Origin of the sequence: Streptomyces sp. SID12488, from assembly GCF_010548275.1 — a bacterium.
Classification (GTDB): Bacteria; Actinomycetota; Actinomycetes; order Streptomycetales; family Streptomycetaceae; genus Streptomyces.
The window spans coordinates 40,216-59,437 of record NZ_JAAGLT010000008.1; the positions used below are offsets into that span (position 1 = coordinate 40,216).

Annotated in this window: 13 protein-coding genes and 1 pseudogene; 7 read left to right on the forward strand and 7 right to left on the reverse strand. The window is 68.0% G+C overall.

Translation table 11 applies throughout. The features are described from left to right. Positions 1–32 precede the first annotated feature (32 nt). From G3I56_RS15090 to G3I56_RS15100, 3 genes are all read right to left on the reverse strand, one after another. A complete protein-coding gene (locus G3I56_RS15090; protein WP_164409489.1) occupies positions 33–1,181 on the reverse strand; it encodes a cellulose binding domain-containing protein in 1,149 nt (382 codons plus the stop codon). A gap of 229 nt (positions 1,182–1,410) precedes the next feature. After that, on the reverse strand, positions 1,411–2,433 hold the full coding sequence (locus tag G3I56_RS15095) for a LacI family DNA-binding transcriptional regulator (protein ID WP_164409490.1): 1,023 nt from the start codon (positions 2,431–2,433) through the stop codon (positions 1,411–1,413). Between the two features lie 398 nt (positions 2,434–2,831). After that, the gene (locus G3I56_RS15100; RefSeq protein ID WP_164409491.1) at positions 2,832–5,750 is read right to left on the reverse strand and encodes a glycoside hydrolase family 48 protein; all 2,919 of its coding nucleotides are present in this window, start codon (positions 5,748–5,750) and stop codon (positions 2,832–2,834) included. Between the two features lie 690 nt (positions 5,751–6,440). Here G3I56_RS15100 and G3I56_RS15105 point away from each other — a divergent pair. Beyond that, entirely contained in the window at positions 6,441–8,204 is a 1,764-nt protein-coding gene (locus G3I56_RS15105; RefSeq protein WP_164409492.1) for a glycoside hydrolase family 6 protein, read from the forward strand. A gap of 131 nt (positions 8,205–8,335) precedes the next feature. On the opposite strand, the gene G3I56_RS15110 is transcribed toward G3I56_RS15105, so the two are convergent. The 3 genes and pseudogenes from G3I56_RS15110 to G3I56_RS43815 form a co-directional block, all read right to left on the reverse strand. Next, positions 8,336–8,938, reverse strand: a complete 603-nt coding sequence (locus G3I56_RS15110) for a dihydrofolate reductase family protein (RefSeq protein WP_164409493.1) — start codon at positions 8,936–8,938, stop codon at positions 8,336–8,338. Then, positions 8,935–9,798 (reverse strand): metalloregulator ArsR/SmtB family transcription factor, encoded by an 864-nt coding sequence (locus tag G3I56_RS15115; protein WP_164409494.1) that lies wholly within the window; start codon positions 9,796–9,798, stop codon positions 8,935–8,937. Before G3I56_RS15115 ends, G3I56_RS15110 begins: the two co-directional genes overlap by 4 nt. Positions 9,799–9,920: 122 nt before the next feature. After that, positions 9,921–10,067 (reverse strand): annotated as a pseudogene (locus G3I56_RS43815) (dTDP-4-dehydrorhamnose reductase); the annotation flags it as partial. Positions 10,068–10,888: 821 nt separating this feature from the next. Between G3I56_RS43815 and G3I56_RS15120 the strand changes: the two are divergent. From G3I56_RS15120 to G3I56_RS15130, 3 genes are all read left to right on the forward strand, one after another. Further along, positions 10,889–12,535 (forward strand): RICIN domain-containing protein, encoded by a 1,647-nt coding sequence (locus tag G3I56_RS15120; protein ID WP_164409495.1) that lies wholly within the window; start codon positions 10,889–10,891, stop codon positions 12,533–12,535. 62 nt (positions 12,536–12,597) lie between these two features. Beyond that, entirely contained in the window at positions 12,598–12,999 is a 402-nt protein-coding gene (locus G3I56_RS15125) for a carbohydrate-binding protein (protein WP_343239947.1), read from the forward strand. 69 nt (positions 13,000–13,068) lie between these two features. Then, entirely contained in the window at positions 13,069–14,394 is a 1,326-nt protein-coding gene (locus tag G3I56_RS15130; protein ID WP_164409496.1) for a cellulose binding domain-containing protein, read from the forward strand. Between the two features lie 76 nt (positions 14,395–14,470). Here G3I56_RS15130 and G3I56_RS15135 read toward each other — a convergent pair whose 3' ends face one another. Beyond that, positions 14,471–15,487, reverse strand: a complete 1,017-nt coding sequence (locus G3I56_RS15135) for a LacI family DNA-binding transcriptional regulator (RefSeq protein ID WP_164409497.1) — start codon at positions 15,485–15,487, stop codon at positions 14,471–14,473. A 283-nt stretch (positions 15,488–15,770) separates the two neighbouring features. On the opposite strand from G3I56_RS15135, the gene G3I56_RS15140 reads away from it, so the two are divergent. The 3 genes from G3I56_RS15140 (at position 15,771) to G3I56_RS15150 (ending at position 19,159) form a co-directional block, all read left to right on the forward strand. Next, entirely contained in the window at positions 15,771–17,084 is a 1,314-nt protein-coding gene (locus G3I56_RS15140) for an extracellular solute-binding protein (protein WP_164409498.1), read from the forward strand. 124 nt (positions 17,085–17,208) lie between these two features. Further along, positions 17,209–18,204: a sugar ABC transporter permease gene (locus G3I56_RS15145; protein WP_164409499.1), complete on the forward strand. Its 996-nt coding sequence runs from the start codon at positions 17,209–17,211 to the stop codon at positions 18,202–18,204. A 13-nt stretch (positions 18,205–18,217) separates the two neighbouring features. Continuing rightward, a complete protein-coding gene (locus G3I56_RS15150) occupies positions 18,218–19,159 on the forward strand; it encodes a carbohydrate ABC transporter permease (RefSeq protein ID WP_164409500.1) in 942 nt (313 codons plus the stop codon). The last annotated feature ends 63 nt before the right edge of the window (positions 19,160–19,222 follow it).

Below are 19,222 nucleotides of genomic sequence, written 5' to 3' on the forward strand. Positions count from 1 at the left end.
GAATCAGGCGGGCCCCGGAAGGCGAACGCAGGTCAAGCGGTTGTGCAGGCAGTGCCGTTGAGGCTGAAGGCGGTGGGCTTGGTGAAAGCGCCGCTGGAGGAGCCCTGGAACCCGAAGGTCGCCTGGCCGCCGGCCGCCACCTGGCCGTTGTGGGACACGTTGCTCGCTGTGACCGCTCCTGACGACCCGGACAGGTTCGCGTTCCAGGAGCTGGTGATCTGCTGCCCTGAGGGGAGGGTGAACGCGAGCTTCCAGCCGTTGACGGCGGAGGACCCGGTGTTGGCGATGGTGACGTCCGCGGTGAAGCCGCCCTGCCAGACGTTCGTCCCGTACGCCACCTTGCAGGCCGTGGATCCTCCGGGGGTGCCCGGGCCACCGGGGCCGCCCGGGTCGCTGGGGGTGCCCTTGTTGACGGTGGAGGAGAACGAGGTCACGGCGAGGCCCGCGCCGTTCTGCCAGGGCTCGAACCCTGCCTGGACACTCGTCAGGTACCAGTTGTTCTGCGCGAGTCCCCGGGAGACCGCCTGCCGGGCGAAGTCCATGACGTCGAAGTTCCAGCTGGTGATCGCCGACGGCGCGACGAACGACAGCACGTCGTTCGAGCCGTTGCTGCCGGACCACACCTGCCAGTCGCGCCCGCCCACGTTGGCGTTGCCGACCGGGGAACCAATGGGCTGGACGGATCCGACCTTGTTGAACCAGATCATGATCTCGGTCCGGCTGACGCCGTCGGTGCGGGGCGTGGGATCGAGCCAGATGTCATACGCGGCGTCGTAGATCGCGTCGTTCACATAGCTGAATGAGACGTTTGAGGGCGCGTTGGAGATGGTGCTGAGCTGAGCGGGAAGGTTGGTTCCGGGCGAGCAGTTGGTGTAGTGGCAGCCGTTGTAGACGGACGGGTAGGACTTCGGAGCGCCGTTCGTGGGGACGGATCCGTCGGCCTGGGTGATCCTGAACCCCGAGTCGGTGACGGAGATGCACTGGGCGGCGCTGGTACCCCAGCGGTTGTTCTGGACCACGTAGCGGCCCTGAATGGTCGTCGCACCGAAGGCTTGGCAGATCGTGGTGTCGGCCTGTGCCACTGACGCCGTGGTCAAAAGCGCGGCCAGTGAGACGAGCGAGGTTAGCAGCGCGCCGAACAGGCCACGCGCGCTGCGGGCATGGTGCGGGGAAGGACGCATGCGGATCCTCTTCCGAAGGATGGGGGGTACGGAAGGGCTCCCACAACTTTGTGAATGGGAGCGCTCCCAATCCTGGCTTCGGCTGGGACTGTAGGGATCGCTCAGGTCCCTGACAAGACTGTCGGCATGAACCTGCCCAACCGATTTCGGAGACGCAGGTCAGACGGGTGCACCGAGACACAGCACTCCGGCTCCGGGAGCGCTCCCCGAACGAGTTCCCGACGAAGGGTCAGGTCGACTCGCGGACCACCAGCTCCGTACGGAGGATGACGTGACGCCAGGCCACGGCGCCCTCCTCCATCTCCTCCAGGAGCAGTCGGATCATGGCCCGCCCGATCTCCTCGATCGGCTGGCGCACCGTGGTCAGTGGTGGTTCGGTCCGCTGGGCCAGTGAGAAGTCGTCGAAACCGATCACGGCGACGTCCGCGGGCACCCGACGGCCGGCCGCGCGCAGCGCCTCCAGGGCCCCCGCGGCCGTGGTGTCAGACGCGGCGAGGACGCCGTCGATGTCCGGATGCCGTTCGATGAGTTCGGCCATGGCGCGGCGTCCGCTCTCCGCCGTGAAGTCGCTCTCGGCGACACGTGTCGGCTCGCCCTCCAGGCCCGCCATCGCCAAGGCCTCCTCGTAGCCGCGCAGTCGACACTGGGCGGCGTACAGGTCGAGCGGCCCGGTGATCGTCGCAATCACTCTGCGGCCCTGTCGCAGCAGGTGGGAGACGGCGCTGCGAGCTCCGCCGATGTTGTCCGCGTCGACGTAGCTGACGTACTCCTCGCCCGAGCGGCGCCCCAGCAGCACTGTCGGCAACCGGGCTTCGGCGAGCATGTCCGGCAGCGGATCACCGGCGTGCACGGACATCAGCAGGACTCCGTCGACCCGGCCGCCGCGCGCGTACTCGAGGAAGCGCTGCCGCTCGGTGTCCGAGCGGACCAGGGTCAGCAGGAGTTGGATCCCGGTGTCTGTCAGCGCGTCTCCGAGCGAGCGGACGATCTCGGAGAAGAAGGGCTCGGCGAACTGTCGCCAGTCCGGCTCCGTCATGACCAGGGCGACGGCGTCGGCCCGCCGCCCGGCCAGGGAACGGGCTGCGAGATTGGGCACGTAGCCCAGTTCCTCGATGGCACGCTGGACGGCCCGACGTGTCGAGTCCTTCACGCCCGCCGCGTTGTTGATGACGCGGGAGACCGTGCCCCGTCCCACCCGCGCGTGGACGGCCACCTCCTCCAGCGTCGGTGTGCCCGGGCGTCGTCTGCCCATGACCGCCTCCCCAAGAGATCACCGATCTTACCGGCCGGAGGCATCCGAGCACACGACTTCAGGAGCGGAGCGAGTGCCGTGCACCCGCGAACTGGGAGCGCTCCCGAACCGAGTAGGGAGGTATGGGTGTTATCGCTGGTGGTCGAATGCGGAACCCGTTGGTCGGGGTTCCGTGGACCTGCGTTTGCTTTGGGGAATCCGTGCCGTTCCGCGGGCGGCTCGGGTGGCCTGGGAGGGTCGGAAGAGTGGCCGGGACGTGCTTCGGGCACTACGGCGCGGTGTCTCCGTGCCGGAATCGCGCGCGAGGACCGGGCAGCCCCCGTGAGGGGTAGGGGCTGCCCGGCCTGGTGACCCCGTCACCAGGCGACGGGGTCGCGTACGCGGATCGCCGGCGGGGGCTACTCGAGGAGTTCCGCGTACGAGCCCATGGCCAGGGCTATGTCCGCCTGGGCCCAGAACCGGTGGTAGGTGAAGACGGGCGCGGCGCCGCCCTTGAGGTAGGACTCGATCTTCGACCAGGCAGGGTCGCTCTTGTAGAAGGACCGGATCGAGGCGAACGTCGAGGACGAGTCGACGGTCTCGCCGCCTGGCATCTTGCCGGTCCAGCCGCTCGGCACGTAAAGGCTGTCGTTGAACCGGCTGTAGTCGGTGCGGGTCTCGGGAACAGCGATACCGAGGCTGTCCTGGTAGTGGCTCCACATGCCGTCCAGCAGCGCCTTCGCCGTCGACTTCGACGCCGCGTCACCGGACTTGGCGCCGTAGTACGCGAGTGTCTTGGCGTAGGCCGCCGCCACCCCGACGTCGTTGGTGTAGTCGGCGACGGTGACGTGAAGTCCGCTGTTGGCACCGGGAGTTGACGCGTTCCAGGTGTCGGGCTGGCCCGACCACTTGAGGGTGGAGGGAATCTGGTAGCTGCCGTCCGGGTTGATCGTGGTCTTGGACAGCGCCCACTTGACCCACTTGTCGAGGACCGCCTTCGCGGCGGCGTTGCCCGTCTGCTGGTAGTACTCGGCGACCCGCTCCATGGACCATGCCTGGAAACCGAACCACTGGTTGGACGGCGGGTCGTGGTACACGGGCTGCTCGTCGTAGTACATGCCGTAGAACGTCGACTTCCCGGCCGGCGGGGTCGCGTAGCGGCCTGCCCAGCTGTTCGTCGAGCCGCCGGCGATCGCGCCCTCGTCCGACTGCAGCCAGCGGTAGAACTCCATCTGCCGCTGCAGCGACTTCGTCCAGTCCGCCTGCCCTGTCGCCGACTTGGGCTTCAGGTCGGCGTACGAGCTGAGCGCGTAGGCGGCCAGGGGGTTCTGGTAGCCGCTGTGGGCGAAGCTGGATCCGATGCGCCAGGACCAGCCCCCAGTGGTGTCGGTGGAGCCTCCCCAGGCGTAGTACCAGGACATCAGGTAGTGCGAGGCGTCCTTGCCGGTACCGGCCGGGCAGGACGAGGGCCCCACGCAGTTGCCGATCTTCTTGAAGTACTTGTCGTACATGGCGTACCGCAGGTAGTCGCCCATCTTGGCGGCCTTGGCGATCGTGCCCGACACGGCCGAGCCCTTGCCCTGCTCGTTCGCCCACAGGTCCGCCCAGTAGGCGGCCTGCACCGCGCGTGCGTCGGCGTCCGGGGCGGTGGTGTACTTCCACTGCTTGGCGTACGACTTGTCCCCGGTGAACAGGTCCAGGTAGCCGTTCGTGCCGCCGTACTTGAAGGCGTCGCAGGTCGGCTGCGGCACCGTCTCCCACACCGACTCCTGCGGGCCGCGCTGGAAGGTGTTCATGTACGACGGTCCGGTCTCCGTCGGGCCGGCCTCGCACTTGCCGCCCGGGGTGTTGCCGAACCCGTAGGTGTTGTCGACGTCCTGGATCCAGTGCATGCCGTAGACGTCGTCCGTGCTGTAGGCCGACTTCAGCTCACCGGCGAGCGGGTCCGAGCCGACGGGCACGGACGGGTCGAGCGCGGTCGGATACTGGTTCGGCGTGTCCTCCTCGGGCCCGTAGGTCGCCGGTTTGGAGGCGCTGTAGAAGGAGTTGGTGGGCTGGTCGGCGTGGGTGGGGATCATGTACTTCTCCATGATGTCCCAGGCGCCGTTGAACTTGGTCCAGTCGCCGGTGATCTTCCCGTACATGGCCTGGAGCCACAGGAGGTAGCTGTACGCCTCCGACGTGGTCTCGTGGCCGTGGTCCGGCGCCTCGACGATCAGCGTTTCCACCGAGTGGTAGGGGATGCCCTCGGGGGAGAAGTAGCCGTTGGCCGGGTTGGTGATCTTGCCGTAGAGCTCCAGGAACCGGGCGTCGTACGTCTTGGAGGCCGCGATCTGGGTGACCGTCACCGCCGCCTTGCCGTGTCCGGTGGCTGTCGACTCGAAGGTCGCCGCGCCCGTGCCGGAGGAGTCCGCCGTGACGGTCACCTTCTGCACGGTGTTCCAGTTCGACGGGGTGAAGGTGAGCGACGCCCCGCCGGTCGCCGACAGTCCCGTGTTGCCGCCGGTCCGGGCGGTCGTCACGGTCACGTTGGCCGACGGCTGGGTCGACAGCTTCACGTCGTACGTCGCCGACTTGCCCTGCTGGACGGCGAGTTGGCCGGTGGAGGCCACCACGGCGGGCCCTGCGGCGACCGTGATGCCGACCGGGGTGGACTCCGCCGACGCGCTCAGACTGTCGTACGCCTTCGCCAGCAGGGAATGACTGCCCACAGCCAAACCGGAGGCGGCGAGCGTGTAGGGCGCGCTCGTGTCCGTGCCCAGCAGCGTGGTGTCGTCGTAGAACTCCACCTTGCTGATCGTCGCGCCGTCCGCGGCAGCCGTGGTCGCCGCGAGCGGCACGGCGTCACCCAGCGAGTAGACCGCGCCGGCGGCCGGGCTGGTCAGCACGGTGATCGGCGGCTGGTGGGCGCCGATGCAACTGGTGCCGCTGACCGCGAAGTTGGTCGGCGCGGCGTTGCTGCCGCTGTAGCTGAACTGTGCGCCTGCGGAAACGGCGGCGCCCGGGGCGACGGTGCCGTTGTACGGGGCGTTCCTGACGGTGATGGCCTCGCCGGCCTGGGACCATGTGCCGTTCCACCCGTTCGCGAGCTTCTGGTTTCCGGTGTAACCGTAGGTCAGGGTCCAGCCGTCGAGTGCGGCGGTACCGCGGTTGGTGAGGGTGAGGTCGACGGTGAAGCCGGAGCCCCAGTCGTTGGTCTTGTAGTCGACGCTGCACTGCACGGACGCCGCGTTCGCGGTGGTCGTCCCGCTGGCGAGTATCGACAGGGGTAGAGCGAACACAGCGGCGGCTGAGGTCCAGAACCGCCGCACCGCTCTGCGTTTGCGTCCGGGATCCATGTGCTGTTCCTCCTTGCGTCACGTGACTCAGGGAGAGATGCCGAGGGGGGAATCCAGTGGGAGCGCTCCCATCGTGGAGATGGAGGAGGGATCGGTCAAGATGCCGACGACTTCAAAGTTCGAACTGACCCTGAGAGAGCGAAAGTTTCGCAAGGACCCTATGAAACCCCGCCAGTTGACGCTAACTTCCCCCTCACCAGTGGGAGCGGTTCCATCACTCGACGTGTCCGTAGGGGTGCGCCAGGATGTAAGGACTCGCTCATGCGACACCCCCCGCATTCAGTACTTTTAGTCAGCGACGCTCTCTTGAGCGCTGTTCCACCTGTGTTCTCGGCCAGGGGAGCCACGGCCGCGCGCACAGTGGGACACACCGTCACCAGCCAGTGGGACAGCCCCTTCCAGGGCGTTGAGCCGATCAGTGGCCGTGACGCCGGCGAGCGATCCCGCACCGATGAAGTCCGAGCTCGACGGACACACCAACCCGCGGTCGCCTGTCGACCGGGGCATGACGTGGTGCGACGACCGTGAGCCCGTCCTGTCCGGCCGGACCCGGAACGTGCAGGACCGCTCCTCCGATCCGTCCTTGATCTCCGTCTGCGAAGGCACTGCCACCCGTAGTGCGTCGGCTCGCGCGACCGTTCGCGCGGCCCGCATCCGCACGTCCACATCAAGAAAAGGAAGCCCGCACTCATGAGTCACACCAGGACATCGCTGCTCGCCGCCCTGGCGCTGGTCGCCGGGACGTCGGGGACGGCGCTCATCGTCGGCCAGGCCGGCGCTGCCACGTCGTCCATCCCCTGCACCGTCGACTACAAGGTGCAGAGCCAGTGGGACACCGGCTTCACCGCCGCCGTGACCATCACCAACAACGCGGCTGCCAAGACGGGTTGGTCGGTGAAGTGGTCGTACGCCGGCAATCAGAGGATCACGAACGGCTGGAACGCGAAGATCAGCCAGAGTGGCGCCGACGTCAACGCCGCCAACGAGAACTACAACGGCACGCTCGCGAGCGGCGGTTCGGTCAGCTTCGGCTTCAACGGCTCCTACAGCGGCACCAACAGCGTGCCCGCCACGTTCACGCTCGACGGTGTCGCCTGCAACGTCGACAACGGAGGCGGTACTGGCGGTGGTACCGGTGGCGGCACCGGAGGTGGTACCGGCGGAGGTACAGGCGGCGGAGACGGCGGTGGCGGCACCGGCAACCGTGTGGACAACCCCTACACCGGCGCCAAGGTGTACGTGAACCCGGAGTGGTCCGCCAAGGCCGCAGCCGAGCCGGGCGGCAGCAGCATCGCCAGCCAGCCCACCGCCGTCTGGCTCGACCGCATCGCCGCCATCAACGGCGTCAGCGGCGGCATGGGTCTGCGCGCCCACCTCGACGAGGCGCTGAAGCAGAAGGGCTCCGGTGAACTCGTCGTCCAGATCGTGATCTACGACCTGCCCGGCCGCGACTGCGCCGCCCTCGCCTCCAACGGCGAGTTCGGGCCCAACGACCTCGACAAGTACAAGACCCAGTACATCGACCCCATCGTGTCGATCATGTCCGAAGCCAAGTACGCCGGCCTGCGGATCGCCACCATCATTGAGCCGGACTCGCTACCCAACCTGGTCACCAACGCCGGCGGCACCGCCACCTCCACCGACGTCTGCGTGACCATGAAGGCCAACGGCAACTACGAGAAGGGTGTCAGTTACGCCCTCGACAAGCTGGGCAACATCCCCGGCGTCTACAACTACATCGACGCCGCCCACCACGGCTGGCTCGGCTGGGACAGCAACCTCGCTCCCGCGGTGACACAGTTCCAGAAGGTCGCGACGACGAACGGCGCGAGCGTAAACGACGTGGCCGGCTTCATCGTCAACACCGCGAACTACAGCCCCACCAAGGAGCCGTATCTCAAGGCCACCGACACGGTGGGCGGTCAGACCGTGCGCCAGTCGAAGTGGGTGGACTGGAACCAGTACGTGGACGAGCAGTCTTTCGCCCAGGCGTTCCGTGACAAGCTCGTCGCGGCCGGATTCAACTCCGGACTCGGCATGCTGATCGACACTTCGCGCAACGGCTGGGGCGGCTCCGCCCGGCCCACCGGTCCTGGTACGCAGACCACCGTGGACGGTTATGTCGACGCCACCCGCATCGACCGGCGGATCCACGCCGGCAACTGGTGCAACCAGAGCGGTGCGGGCATCGGCGAACGGCCGACCGCGGCTCCGGCCGCCGGTATCGACGCCTACGTGTGGGTCAAGCCGCCGGGGGAGTCGGACGGCAACAGCACGGCCATCCCCAACGACGAGGGCAAGGGCTTCGACCGGATGTGCGACCCGACGTATGGCGGCAACGCCCGCAACGGCAACAACCTCACGGGCGCACTGCCGAACTCGCCGCTGGCCGGACGCTGGTTCTCCGCCCAGTTCCAGCAGCTGGTCCGGAACGCCTACCCGCCGCTGTCATGACCTGCTGAGGCGGTGAGCGACCGCCGGGATCCGCCCCTTGGCTCTGCTGAGGGGCGGACCCCGGCGGATCCGGCACGTCAGGTCGGCCTTCTCCCTGGGCGCCCGTCGGAAGACGGGGTTGATCGGACGACTCAGCGGACTCGGTCGTAGACGAGGGCCAATGTGCCGTGCTCGCCCGCGGACTGGCTGACGAGTGTCCACTGGCTCGCGGGCAGGCCGTCGTCGAAGAGGCGCGGTCCGCCGCCGAGGAAGACCGGAAAGACCGTGAGCGCCAGCCGGTCGACCTTGTCGGCCACCAGAAGAGCCTTGACGACGCTCGCGCTGGAGAGCACGAGGATGTCGCCGCCTTCGGTGGCCTTGAGGTCCGTGACCACCTCGACGGTCGGCTTGTTCGCGATCGTCGTGCGCTCCCACGGCGCGGTGTCGAGGGTGGAGGAGAGGACCACCTTGTCGGTGTCGACGAGCCACTTCGCGAAGGCTTCGTCGCGTGGGTCGGCACCCTCCATGCCGATGACGGTGGGCCAGAATCCGAGAAAGCCCTCGGCGTTGACCCGACCGAGCAGGGCCGTCGTCGCCGGCTCCCAGAGACTGGTCAGATGGTCGCGGGCGACATCGGTCACGGCGTACGGCATCACCCAGCGCATGTCCAGCGGGTTGTCGGGTGCGGCGTAGTGGCCGTCGAGGGAGAGGGCCATGTTGGTGACAACTCGGCGGCCGACGGTCTGCTGTGTCATTTCATGCTCCTGGTGGCGGTGTTGTCGGTGTTGTCGGTGTCGTGTGCGTACGCGGTGAGGGCCGCCGCGAGTTTGTCGAGGCTCTGGCCGAAGCCGATCTCGATGCCCGCGATGAAGCCCGCGGAGTCGACCGTGCTGTCGGTGATTCGCCAGCGGACGTCGAGGTCCGTGCCCGTGTCGGTGGGGCCGAGGCCCATGGCGACGTGGGCGGTGAAAGCAGGGCGGCCGTCGGGAAGCAGCGGGGAGAGCCGGTAGGCGAGGTGCTCACCGGGTCGTACGTCGTCGACGACCCCCTCCGCGCGCCCGACGACCAGGCCGGAGTCGGCGACTTCTTCCGCATCGCGGTACTCCTGGACGATCCGCCCTCCGGGACGGGCCTCGAAGACGAGTTCGGAGGCACGGAGGTCCTCGGGGGTCCACCAGTGCGTGAGCAGTGCGGCTTCGGTCAGGTGGCGCCAGACCAGTTCGGGACGCCCTGCCAGTGACCGGTGGAAGGTGAACGAGCGGCCGTCGGCCCACCCCGGCTCCTGTGCGGCGAGCCGCTCCGCGTCGACACTCAGCCCGTATCGGTCGTGAGTCGCACGTGGGCCGTCGGGCTGGTCTGCGGTGTCGGCGAGTTGACTGAGCGCGGCTGCCAGGTCCCGCAGGGGACCGGGCAGGAGTGTGTAGACGCGGCGCTGACCTGTGCGCTGGGAAGTCACGACGCCGGAGCGCTCAAGGGTCTGCAGGTGCTTGGTCGTCTGCGGTTGGCGTGCGTCGGTGAGCTGAGCGAGAACGCCGACCGACCGGGGGCGCTCGGCCAGCAGGCTCACGAGGTGCCAGCGGGCCGGGTCGGCCAGTGCGGCGAGGAGTGCGTCCATGACGGCAAGTATTCCTCAAGAAGAATATTCGTGTCAAGGAATGCGTCTTGGCTTGTCCGGAGACACGTGCCGGGCGGGGATCGGTCGGCGAGGGCGACGGCTGTCTGCGGGAACCCGGGACGGCCGTCGCGCCGGGCGATCGGCACTCCGGGATCGTGGCGGCTCAGCGCGTCCGGCCCGGCGAGGTGGAACGCGCCGGCAGTACCGGACCGTGCGATCTCCCGCAACGCGGCGGCGAGGTCGGTGACATGGGCAGGGTTGCGGATGTCGAGCGGATACCAGGCCGCCCCCGAGGTTCTGCCGGGGCGGGAAAGTGAACGGCGCGGACGTCTCCCGTCCCGAGGCGATTGCCTGCCGGATCAGCTCGCCGCCCAGGTAACCACTGCCCCCGATGATCAGGACTGTCGTGGACCGACGCGGTAGCGAACGCGGAATCGCGTCCCCGCCACGCGACGAGACCCCGGTCGTACTTACTCGACAGCCGTGCGGTGAACCGGGGGGGGCTCCGTATGGATCGTCGAGGGCATGGAGTGGTCATGTGTCGTTCTCTCTGTGAAGGAGCGAGCGCTCGGCTGGCAGGGGGGATCTCAATGTTCGAGATTGCGAACGCGACTGATTCGCCGGGCTCCTCTCTGGAGGCTAGGAGGTCGACAGCTGCCGTCAATATGCCTCGCATGATGCGTTACGGATATCGAAATATTTCGAAGCTCAGCAGGGCATCGGAACTCTCGATGTCGCGACGACCTTCTCGTGTTGACGGTTGGCGAGACGGAGGCGGGTAGTTGACCGGCCGCGTGCTGTTGACATGTCCAGGAGTATGTCTAGCATCCGTGACATCGGCGATCCGAAATCAGCTCGAAATTTCGAACGTTGTGCATGCGTGAACCCAGGGAATTGACCGACCTTCTGCAGCTGGCATCCAATGTCTGATGCCAGAGTCCAGCGTGCGCTCCGCTCCCTTCACCTTTACATCTGCACCGCACAGCGAATCGCCCCGCCGACGATCGCATCGCCCCGCATCACCCAACGAGCCATTCGCAAGCACCCTGGGTGTCCAGCCCGTGGTGCCCCACCCGGAAAGGAGCCCACCGTGCCCAGACGACCAGGCGGACGGCTGCTCCGTCTCTTCGCGACCATCGTGCTGACGGTCGCCGCGTCCGTGACAGCTTCCGCCCACTCCATTGCTTCGGCCGCGCCGGGCAGTCCGGCGCTGACTCCGCCTCTGGGGTGGAACAGTTGGAACAGCTTCGGGTGCGGGGTCACGGAGGCGCAGGTCCGTGCGGCGGCCGATGCGATGGTGGCCTCGGGTATGCGGGATGCCGGTTACCGGTATGTGGTGGTCGACGACTGCTGGTTCGATCCGCAGCGGGATGCCGCAGGCAACCTGCGGGCCAATTCCGCCAAGTTCCCGGGTGGGATGAAGGCGCTCGGGGACTACATCCACGGCAAGGGCCTGAAATTCGGTATCTACCAGGTGCCGGGGGAGCGCACCTGTGCCCAGTCCGTGGGCAGTTACCCCGGTTCCACGGGCAGCAGGGGGCACGAGGCCCAGGACGCCGCCGCGTTCGCCTCATGGGGCGTCGACTATCTCAAGTACGACTGGTGTTCCTCCAGCGGTACCCGGGACGAGCAGGTCGCGCGGTTCACGCTCATGCGCGACGCTCTGCGTGCCACCGGCCGGCCGATCGTCTACAGCATCAACCCCAACAGCTTCCACGCCATCACCGGTGCCACGTACAACTGGGGTGAGGTGGCGGATCTGTGGCGGACGACCGAGGATCTGCTCGACATCTGGCAGAACGGCAACGCCAACAGTTATCCGATGGGCGTCGGCAATGTTCTGGACGTCACCGCGCCGTTGGCGGCCCAGTCGGGTCCGGGTCACTGGAACGACCCGGACATGCTGGTCGTCGGCCGTCCCGGCTTGTCACTGACCGAGTCCCGTTCCCACTTCGCTCTGTGGGCGTTGCTGGGTGCTCCGCTGATGGCGGGCAACGACATCCGCACCATGTCGGCCGACGTGAGCGCGATCCTTCGCAACCCGCGACTGCTGGCGGTGAACCAGGATGTGCTGGGCGCGGGCGGGCGCAGGGTGCGCGACGACGGCAGCACCGAGGTGTTCGCCAAGCCGCTCGCCGACGGCTCGGTCGCGGTGGGCCTGTTCAACCGGGGAGGCAGCGCCGCGACGGTCAGCACGACAGCGGCTCAAGTCGGCCTGACAGGCGGGCCGTTCACCCTCACCGACCTATGGACCGGCGGCACGTCGAGCACGTCGGGACAGATCTCCGCGAGCGTGCCGGCGCACGGTGTCGCCGTGTACCGGGTGACCGGCGGCAGCCCGCAGGCCGCCACCACCTCGAGGCTGCGCGGCACCGGCTCCGGCCGCTGCGTGGACGTGGACAACGCCTCCACGGCCACCGGAGCCACCGTACTGATCTGGGACTGCCATACGGCCGCCAACCAGCTGTGGACCACATGGGCCGCCGGCGAGATCCGCGTGTTCGGAGACAAGTGCCTCGACGCCTACGACCAGGGCACGGTCAACGGCACCCGGGTCATCATCTGGTCCTGCAACGGCCAGAACAACCAGAAGTGGACCGTCGGGTCCGACGGATCGGTCCGCAACGTGCACGCCGGACTGTGTCTCGACGTCGACCGGGTCGGCGCAGCCAACGGCACCCCGCTGGTCCTGTGGGCCTGCGACGGCCGGGCGGGCCAGAAGTGGAGCCGGTCGTGAGGGAGTCGCGCTCTTCTCCCGACCGGCGGCGATCACCTGTAGGCCATGACCTCCCGGAGGGGGTGACGGTCCTGATCCGGACCGCACCCGCCATCCACCATCCGTCATCCGTCATCCGCACGAGGTTCAGCGGGGTGTTCGCCTGGACCGTGGCCCTCGTCCTGGCGTTCGGTGACTCCATCAAGGTCAAGGGCGTGGCCTTCGGTGCCGGTGCCGCCTCCTTCACCGCGCGCGTCGCCTCGACCACCGGCGGCGGCACCGTCGAAGTGCGCCTGGGCGGTCCGAGCGGGCCGGTCGTTGGCCGGTGCGGCGTGCCGAACACCGGTGGCCGGCAGGTCTGGACGACGCTGACCTACCCGGTCAGCGGCGCGACGGGAACCCAGGACCTCCACCTTCGTTCTCCGGCGGCTGCGGCCACCTGCTCGACACGAACTGGTGGCAGCGCGCCCCCGACGTCGCTGTGACCACGCGGCGTTGACCGGTACCTCCTGTCTGTACATGGCGATGATCCAACAGAGAAAGGGGAGTTGACGATGACACGGACATGGTTCCACTTACGGGGCGCCGTGATGGCTGTGCTGCTCGTCCTGACCATGGGAGGGACGGCACTTGGTGGCGACCACGGCGCGAACCCACGACTCATGGCATCCGGCACGGCCGCCGCGCGCGCCGGAGCCGCTGCCCCGACCGCAGGGTGCGGCAAGGCCCCCACCCTGACGAGCGGTACGTACACGATCCAGAGCAACGGCAAGAACCGGACCTTCATCCTGCGGATCCCGGACGGCTACGACCGCAACCGCGCGTACCGGCTGGTCTTCGGGTTCCACTGGCTGGGCGGCACCTCCACCGACGTCGCGACGGGCCGGACGGTGGAAACGGGCACCTGGGCCTACTACGGGCTCCAGCGGCTGGCGAACAACAGCACCGTCTTCGTCGCACCCCAGGGCCTCAACAACGGCTGGGGCAACGCAGGCGGGGAGGACGTCACCCTCGTCGACGACATCCTCAGGCGCATCGAGGCCGACCTGTGCGTCGACACGACACAGCGGTTCGCCCTGGGCTTCAGCTACGGAGCCGCCATGTCGTACTCCCTCGCCTGTTCCCGGGCGACGGTCTTCCGCGCGGTCGCGGTCCAGAGCGGCGGGCTGCTCAGCGGCTGCAGCGGCGGCACTCAGCCCATCGCCTACCTCGGAGTGCACGGCCTCAGGGACAGCGTCCTCAGCATCGCCGGCGGACGGACCCTGCGGGACAGGTTCGTCAGGAACAACGGCTGCACCGCCCAGAACCCGCCCGAGCCGGCGCAGGGCAGCCTGACACACCGGATCACCACCTACTCGGGGTGCTCGGCCGGGCACCCGGTCGCCTGGGCCGCGTTCGACGAAGGACACATCGCCGCTCCGCAGGACGGGGCAGGCGGCGACAGCGGCTCCAGGACCTGGCTGCCGGCGGAGGTGTGGAAGTTCTTCACGCAGTTCCAGACCTCCACCCCGCCGCCCGACACCGCGACCTGCCAGGTCACCGGCACCGTCAGTGCCTGGAACTCCGGTCTGACGGCGAACCTCACCGTCACCAACACCGGTGCCACCGCGATCAACGGCTGGTCCCTGGCCTTCACCCTGCCCGGCGGCCAGACCATCACCTCCGGCTGGAACGCCGGCTACTCGCCCGCCTCCGGCCGGGTGACGGCAACGAGCGTCTCCCACAACGGGACCATCGCGCCCGGCGCGTCGGTCGGCCTGGGCTTCCAGGCCACCCACACCGGCAACACCGCCTCTCCGGACTCGTACACCCTCAACGGCACCGCCTGCGCCGTTACGGGAGTCCGCCAACGTGACTTGGAGGATCAGCGGCGAGGATGACGGTGTCACGGCGCCGGGCGGCACACGGCCGCCCGGCGCCCCCGGAGGGCATCAACTACGGCCACTCCTGGCGAACTCATGAAGATTCGCGCACCACGAGTTCGGTGGGAAGAACGACATGCTGACGCGGCTGCTCAGGATCGCCGATCTCCCTGAGGAGGATGTGGGCGATCATGCTGCCGATCTCCTCGATGGGCTGACGCACGCTGGTGAGGGGCGGACTGCAGTGCCGGGCAATGATGGAGTCGTCGAATCCGACCACCGCCACGTCGTCGGGGACACCGCGCTTCTGTCTGCGCAACTCCGCCAGCGCACCCGCCGCCATCACGTCCGAGGCGACGAACACGGCGTCGAGTCCCGGCACTTGTCCAAGGAGTGAACGCATCGCGGCCTCGCCGCCCTCCTCGGTGAAGTCGGCCGAGACCACCAGCCGATCGGTGACCTCGTGACCTGCCTTCTCGAGGGCCTCCCGCCAGCCCTGGAGCCGGCTGCGCGCCACGTCCATGTCGAGGGGACCGCTGATCGTGGTGATGGTCCGCCGCCCTCGTGCGAGCAGGTGCCTGACGGCAGCCGCGGCTCCACCCGCGTTGTCGGAGTGCACATGGCTGAGCGACTCGGCGGGGGAGCGGCGGCCGGCGAGCACAGTCGGCAGCCCCATGTCCTCCAGCAGCCCCGGCAGCGGGTCGTGTTCGTGCACCGAGACCAGGAGCACGCCGTCGACGCGCCGCTCCGCCACCGACTCGGTGAGCTGGTCGCGCTCGGACTGGTCGCGTACGAGCACCAGTTGGAGCTGCGTCCGGGTTTCCGCGAGGGCGGTGCTGACCCCGCGGATGACCGCGGCGAAGTAGGGTTCGGAGCCCAGCCTGCTCGCCGACTCGGGGATCACCAGGGCCACGGAGTTCGTCCTGCTCGTCACCAGCCCCCGGGCCACCGAGTTCGGTACGTAGTTCAGCTCGGCGATGGCGGCGAGCACGGCGGCCCGGGCCTGCTCGCTGACGAGCTCCGAGCCGTTGATGACTCGTGAAACCGTGGTGCGTCCGACGCCGGCGCGCGCGGCCACGGTCTTGATGGTCGGACGTTGCCGGCCCCCCATGACGTCTCCCTCGCTCGCGCGCTGCCTGGCGGCTTTCACCTGCGCATTGTGCCAGACCCCCGGAATGCGCCCGCAGATCCCGAACGAAGCGGTACAACACCCTTCGGCAACCAAGTGAGTTCAACTTCTTGACAGACGTCTTTCGAGGCGACGAAGCTTCGGGCTTCCGAGTGGGCACGTTCCCATCGCGCTTTGGGAACGTGCCCAACGGACAAATAGTGCCTACGGGGCGGACCGTGGGACTCGAACTCCGGTGCGTCAGCGCCGCCGCCAGGAGGACCAAATGGACAAGTTCCGAAGGAAGTTACACACAAGAGTCGTCGCCGCAGTGTCGACTGTGTCGGCTCTAGGGCTGATCGTGAGCTGTGGGGGCAGCGACAGCGGCGGGACGGGCGGGGGAAAGAAGGACGGCAAGGTCACCATCACCATGGGCCTGTTCGGCGTCATGGGCTTCAAGGAGACCGGGCTGCTCGACAGGTACATGAAGGAGCACCCGAACGTCGTCATCAAGGCCGACGTCGCGGGCGACGAGCAGACCTACTACACCGCCCTGCAGACCCACTTGGCCGCAGGCAGCGGACTGAAGGACATCCAGGGCATAGAGATTGGTCGGGCCAAGGAACTGTCCGACACCCAGCAGGACAAGTTCGTCGATCTGGCCGGTGTGCCCGGCACCGACCACTTCCTTCCGTGGAAGCAGAGCCAGGTCACCACCGCGGACAAGAAGGTCATCGGCCTCGGCACCGACATCGGCCCGATGGCGGTCTGTTACCGCAAGGACCTCTTCGAACAGGCCGGCCTGCCCACCGACCGCGAGGAGGTCGCCAAGCTGTGGGACGGCGACTGGTCGAAGTACGTCGACGTGGGCAAGCGGTTCAAGCAGGACTCGAAGGCCGACAAGGTCGCCTTCATGGACACGTCCAGCGGGCTGTTCAACGCCATGATCTACGGCAACTCCCAGCAGTTCTACGACAAGAAGGGTGAGCTGATCTACGCCACCAACCCCGTCGTGAAGGACGCGTGGAAGCTGGCCTCCGAGGCGGCCACCTCCGGTCTGACCGCCAAGCTGCGCCAGTTCCAGCCCGGTTGGGACCCGGGCCTGGCCAACGGCACCTTCGCCACGGCCGTCTGCCCGGCGTGGATGCTCGCGCACATCAGCGAGAAGGCGGGCCCGGCGAACAAGGGCAAGTGGGACGTCGCCAAGGCACCCAAAGGCGCCAACTGGGGCGGAGCGTTCCTCGGAGTGATGGAGAAGAGTCCCGTCAAGAAGGAGGCGCAGGACCTCGTCGCCTGGCTCACCGCCCCTGAGCAGCAGGCCTACCTCTTCAAGGAGATCGGCAACTTCCCCTCGTCCCAGACCGCGCTGGGGCTGCCCGACGTGGTCGACGCCAAGTCGGACTACTTCAGCGGCGCGCCCATCGGGAAGATCTTCGCCGCCGCGGCCCAGGAGATCCCCGACGAGCAGGTCCTCGGCCGCAAGGACGGCACCATCAAGGACATCTTCTCCCAGGGGCTGACCTTGATCGAGGCACAGAACAAGAGCCCGGAGCAGGCGTGGAAGACCACTGACAAGCGCATCGGGAAGGCCATCGGCTGACCTCGGGTCCCGTCGCCCGTCACCTGCCACCCGTCTCCGCAGCCGCCCGGCGCCCCACGCACTGCCCGTGTGGGTCGCCGGGCCCCCGACCGCCTCCCTCACCGTCCAGGAAGGACGCCCTCCGGTGGCCATCTCCACCTCGACACCCTCAGACGGTGCGCCCGGCACCGCCCCGCCGGCCGGGACCGGCACCGGCGGGGACCGCCGGCGGCGCAGCACGCTACTGCACCGTCTCGACGTACGGGGCGCCCCGTACGCCTTCGTCGCCCCGTTCTTCGTCGTCTTCGCCGCCTTCAGCTTCTATCCGCTGATCTACACCTCGTGGATCTCCCTGCACCGCGTCGAACTGTCCACCCTGAACCTCATGGAGTGGGTCGGCTTCGACAACTACACGGCCCTGTGGGACGACGACCGCTTCTGGAACGCGCTGCTCAACACCCTCACCATCGGCGTCCTGTCGACCGTGCCACAGCTGCTGATGGCCCTCGGACTGGCTCATCTGCTCAACTACCAGCTGCGCGGTTCGACGTTCTTCCGCGTCGCCGCCCTGACGCCGTACGCCACGTCGGTGGGTGCCGCGGCCCTCGTGTTCACGATGCTCTTCGAGCGCGACTTCGGCATGATCAACTGGATGCTGAGCCTGTTCGGTGTCGACAACATCGACTGGGAGAACAACAAGTGGGCCGCGCAGACGGCCATTTCCTCGATCGTCATCTGGCGCTGGACCGGCTACAACGCCCTGCTCTACCTCGCCGCGATGCAGGCGATCCCGCGCGACCGGTACGAGGCCGCGGCCATCGACGGCGCCTCGCGGTGGCAGCAGTTCCTGATGGTCACCGTCCCCGGTATCCGGTCCACCATCGTGTTCACCATCGTCCTGTCCACGATCGGCGCCACCCAGCTCTTCGGTGAGCCCCTGATCTTCGGCCAGGGCCCGAACGGCATCACCGGGGGAGCGGACAACCAGTACCAGACGCTGGGACTGCTGCTGTACGAGGAGGGCTGGAAGAACTACCAGATGGGCCGGGCCGCCACGGTCGCCTGGGCGATGTTCCTGCTGCTCATTGTCGTGTTCGTCGTCCAACGAGTGGTCCAGCGCGTCGTGGCGCGCAAGGCCTGACCGGGAGATCTCCATGACCACTGACAGCATCCCGGTCCGGGCGGCGGACGCACCCCCCGAAACCGCGCGGAAGAGCCGCGGGGCCACCCCGTCCGGCGGACGCAGCCGGCGACTGTTCGCGCACCCGCGCGCCGGACGACAGCACCACGCGGGCCCCGTCGCCTACATCCTGCTGGGAGTCGCGGCGCTGTTCTCCCTCTTCCCGCTCTACTGGACGATGGTGGCGGCGTCGACCGACAACACGCGCGTCACCCAGACACCGCCGCCGTTCCTGCCCGGTCCCCACCTCCTGGAGAACCTCGGCAAGGCATGGGACGACGCCGCGCTGGGCAAGGCCATGCTCAACAGCCTGATCGTGGCGGGAGTGATCGCCCTGTCCACGGTGCTGTTCGCCACCCTCGCCGGCTTCGCGTTCGCCAAACTCCGCTTCAAGGGCCGCAACATCCTGCTGATGCTCGTCATCGGCACGATGCTGGTGCCGCCCCAACTCGGCGTCGTACCGCTGTTCATGATGATGACCGAGCTGGGTCTGGGCCAGAAGCTGCCCGCCGTCATCTTCCCCACGCTCGTCAGCGCCGTCGGCGTGTTCTTCATGCGGCAGTACCTGACCGAAGCGCTGCCCGACGAACTCGTCGAGGCCGGGCGGGTGGACGGTGCGCACTCCCTGCGTATCTTCTGGAGCATCGTGCTGCCCATCGCCCGGCCGCCCATGGCCGTCCTGTTCATGATCACGTTCGTGCACGCCTGGAACGACTTCTTCTGGCCGTTCATCGTGCTCGACATGTCCAATCCGACAGTCCCCGTCGCGCTCACCCAGCTCAGCGCGGGATACGTGCGCGACCAGTCACTCATCATGGCGGGCGCCCTGCTCGGCACGCTGCCCCTGCTCGCCATGTTCATCGTCTTCGGCCGTCAGATCGTCGGTGGAATCATGCAGGGAGCCGTCAAGGGATGAGCGCCTCGCCGTCACCCCGCAGCCGGGATCCGCCCACGCCCGCCACCGCACCCCAACTCGCCG

Excerpts from the sequence above, each read along its gene's own strand:
- G3I56_RS15090 (WP_164409489.1), bottom strand. The coding sequence starts at position 1,181 with ATGCGTCCTTCCCCGCACCATGCCCGCAGCGCGCGTGGCCTGTTCGGC.
- G3I56_RS15095 (WP_164409490.1), bottom strand. The coding sequence starts at position 2,433 with ATGGGCAGACGACGCCCGGGCACACCGACGCTGGAGGAGGTGGCCGTC.
- G3I56_RS15100 (WP_164409491.1), bottom strand. The coding sequence starts at position 5,750 with ATGGATCCCGGACGCAAACGCAGAGCGGTGCGGCGGTTCTGGACCTCA.
- G3I56_RS15105 (WP_164409492.1), top strand. The coding sequence starts at position 6,441 with ATGAGTCACACCAGGACATCGCTGCTCGCCGCCCTGGCGCTGGTCGCC.
- G3I56_RS15110 (WP_164409493.1), bottom strand. The coding sequence starts at position 8,938 with ATGACACAGCAGACCGTCGGCCGCCGAGTTGTCACCAACATGGCCCTC.
- G3I56_RS15115 (WP_164409494.1), bottom strand. The coding sequence starts at position 9,798 with ATGGACGCACTCCTCGCCGCACTGGCCGACCCGGCCCGCTGGCACCTC.
- G3I56_RS15130 (WP_164409496.1), top strand. The coding sequence starts at position 13,069 with ATGACACGGACATGGTTCCACTTACGGGGCGCCGTGATGGCTGTGCTG.
- G3I56_RS15135 (WP_164409497.1), bottom strand. The coding sequence starts at position 15,487 with ATGGGGGGCCGGCAACGTCCGACCATCAAGACCGTGGCCGCGCGCGCC.
- G3I56_RS15140 (WP_164409498.1), top strand. The coding sequence starts at position 15,771 with ATGGACAAGTTCCGAAGGAAGTTACACACAAGAGTCGTCGCCGCAGTG.
- G3I56_RS15150 (WP_164409500.1), top strand. The coding sequence starts at position 18,218 with ATGACCACTGACAGCATCCCGGTCCGGGCGGCGGACGCACCCCCCGAA.